1 protein-coding gene is annotated in these 2,525 nt (G+C 26.5%); it reads left to right on the plus strand.

The window, feature by feature from the left end; translation table 11 throughout:
- Nucleotides 1-311: 311 nt before the first annotated feature.
- Complete coding sequence (locus GBZ86_RS14890) at nucleotides 312-1,844, plus strand: AbgT family transporter (protein ID WP_152891951.1); 1,533 nt, start codon at nucleotides 312-314, stop codon at nucleotides 1,842-1,844.
- The last annotated feature ends 681 nt before the right edge of the window (nucleotides 1,845-2,525 follow it).

Consider the following 2,525-nt stretch of genomic DNA (forward strand, 5'->3'; position numbering starts at 1 on the left):
AATTTATATAGAGTATATTAAATGAATTTTAATAATATATCAAAATAAATTTGAAAAGTATTATACCTCACAATAAAATTATAATAAAATAGTAACAATTCTACATCAACACATAAAATTGTTAATGTAATAATATTAAAAATATGGACATATTAAAAATAAATTAATTTTTAATGAAGCAAAATATTGATTTTTTAATAAAAAATGCTATAATTAATTACATATTAAACAGTTAAAAGAAATTTATCAATATAAATACAAATAATGTTAGATATTTCATATTGATATAAAATTTAATAAGGGGGAAGGTTATGGAAAATAAAGTTGTTAAAAAACGTAGGGGAATTTTAGACTTTATTGAAACTGTAGGGAATAAATTACCGCATCCAGCTACAATATTTATATTTTTATGTATGGGTATCATAATATTATCAGCAGTTTTATCCAATATGGGTGTTTCAGTTACATATACAGGATTAGATAGGACAACTAATGAAATAAAAGAAATGACTGCAACAGTAACAAGTCTTTTATCTTCAGATGGAATAAGATATATGTTTAAGTCGCTTATTACTAATTTTACAAGTTTTGCTGCTTTGGGAACGGTTCTTGTAGCTATGCTAGGTGTTGGTGTTGCTGAAGGAACAGGATTAATAGGAACTTCATTAAAAAGTTTAGTTTCAAAAACTCCCAAAAGTTTAATTACAGTTGTTGTAGTTTTTGCTGGTGTTATGTCAAGTATAGCCTCAGATGCAGGTTATGTTGTATTAATTCCATTAGGAGCTGTAGTATTTTTAAGTTTTGGTAGACATCCTTTGGCAGGTATAGCTGCTGCATTTGCTGGTGTATCAGGAGGGTTTAGTGCAAATCTTTTGCCAGGTCCAACAGATGCTTTATTAGCAGGGATAACAACAGAAGGAGCTAAAATAATAAATCCTGAATATGCTGTATCAGTTACAGCTAACTGGTTTTTTTTAATAGTATCAACTTTTTTAATAACAATTATAGGTACAATAATTACTGAAAAAGTAGTTGAACCTAGGTTAGGTGAATATAAGCCTAAAACAAGTGAAAAATCTATTAACATGATTGGATTAACTTTAAAGGAAAAAAGAGGATTAAAATTTGCAGGAATATTTCTATTAATAGGGTTAATTATTATAGTTGCTTTGGTATTACCAGAGTCAGGTATATTAAGAAATCCTGAAACTAAAGAAATTCTAAAGTCACCATTTATGGATTCTATAGTTGTTACAATTGCATTCCTTTTCCTTATATCTGGTATTGGTTATGGTATAGGAGTGGGAACTATTAAAAATGATAAAGATGTAATAAATCAAATGGGAAAAACCATGTCTACTATGGGAGGATATATAGTTTTAGTATTCTTTGCATCTCAGTTTGTGGCATTTTTTTCGCATAGTAATTTAGGTACAGTAATAGCTGTTAAAGGATCAGAATTTCTTAAATCTACAGGAATAAGTGGTATTCCATTATTAATAGGATTTGTAATTGTAACTGCATTTATAAATTTATTTATGGGATCTGCTTCAGCTAAATGGGCAATAATGGCACCAGTATTTGTTCCTATGTTATTACGAATGGGTATAAGTCCTGAATTTACTCAAATGGCTTATAGAATAGGAGATTCTACTACTAATATAATTTCACCATTAATGACTTATTTTGCTTTAATAGTTTCATTTAGTGAAAAATATGATAAAGAGTCAGGAATAGGAACAATGATTTCAACAATGGTTCCATACTCATTAGCATTATTAGTAGGATGGACAACTCTTCTAATTATATGGTATGCAGTTGGATTACCTTTAGGAATTTATTAACATATAAAAGGTACTATATAAAATATAGGCTGTCTTTAATGAATTAAGTAAAAGCATTTTTATTAAAATAATAAGTCCAGTGGATATATTAAATTTCACTGGACTTATTATTTTATTTGATATTTTAAAATTATAGTGTTGATACGTTTTCTTTATTATAAGTTTTATATCATGTTTGTTATTTTAGTTATAACATAATAAATATAAAGATTTATTAAAGTTAAATTAACTTGTTAATAATATACTGTATTAAAATAAATTTGCTTTGTATTGTTTAAAATTAAAACAAACAGTACCAGGTGTATCTATAGAAGCAATTAAGAGAAAAAAGCATAAAATTTAAGTAAATTAGAAATAATTTATAATAAGAGAATAACAGAGAAAATATTTTTTAAATTACTATGTTAAGATAAATCTCGTTGCTGATGAGTGCAACTGAGTAACAACAACAAACTTATTAAGAAATTAAAAAGTTTTAAAAAAAGTTGTTGACAAAAAAAACTTTTAGTGATAAACTAAGAAAGTCGCTTGAGGGTGACAAACCAAATAAAGAAATGATCTTTGAAAATTAAACAGATAAATTTAAGTAAACCAGCAATTCTTTTATAAGTAATATGAGTAAATGATTAAACTTTTAATTTGAGAGTTTGATCCTGGCTCAGGATGAACGCTGGCGGCGTG

It is taken from the genome of Clostridium tarantellae (assembly GCF_009295725.1).
GTDB lineage: Bacteria > Bacillota > Clostridia > Clostridiales > Clostridiaceae > Sarcina > Sarcina tarantellae.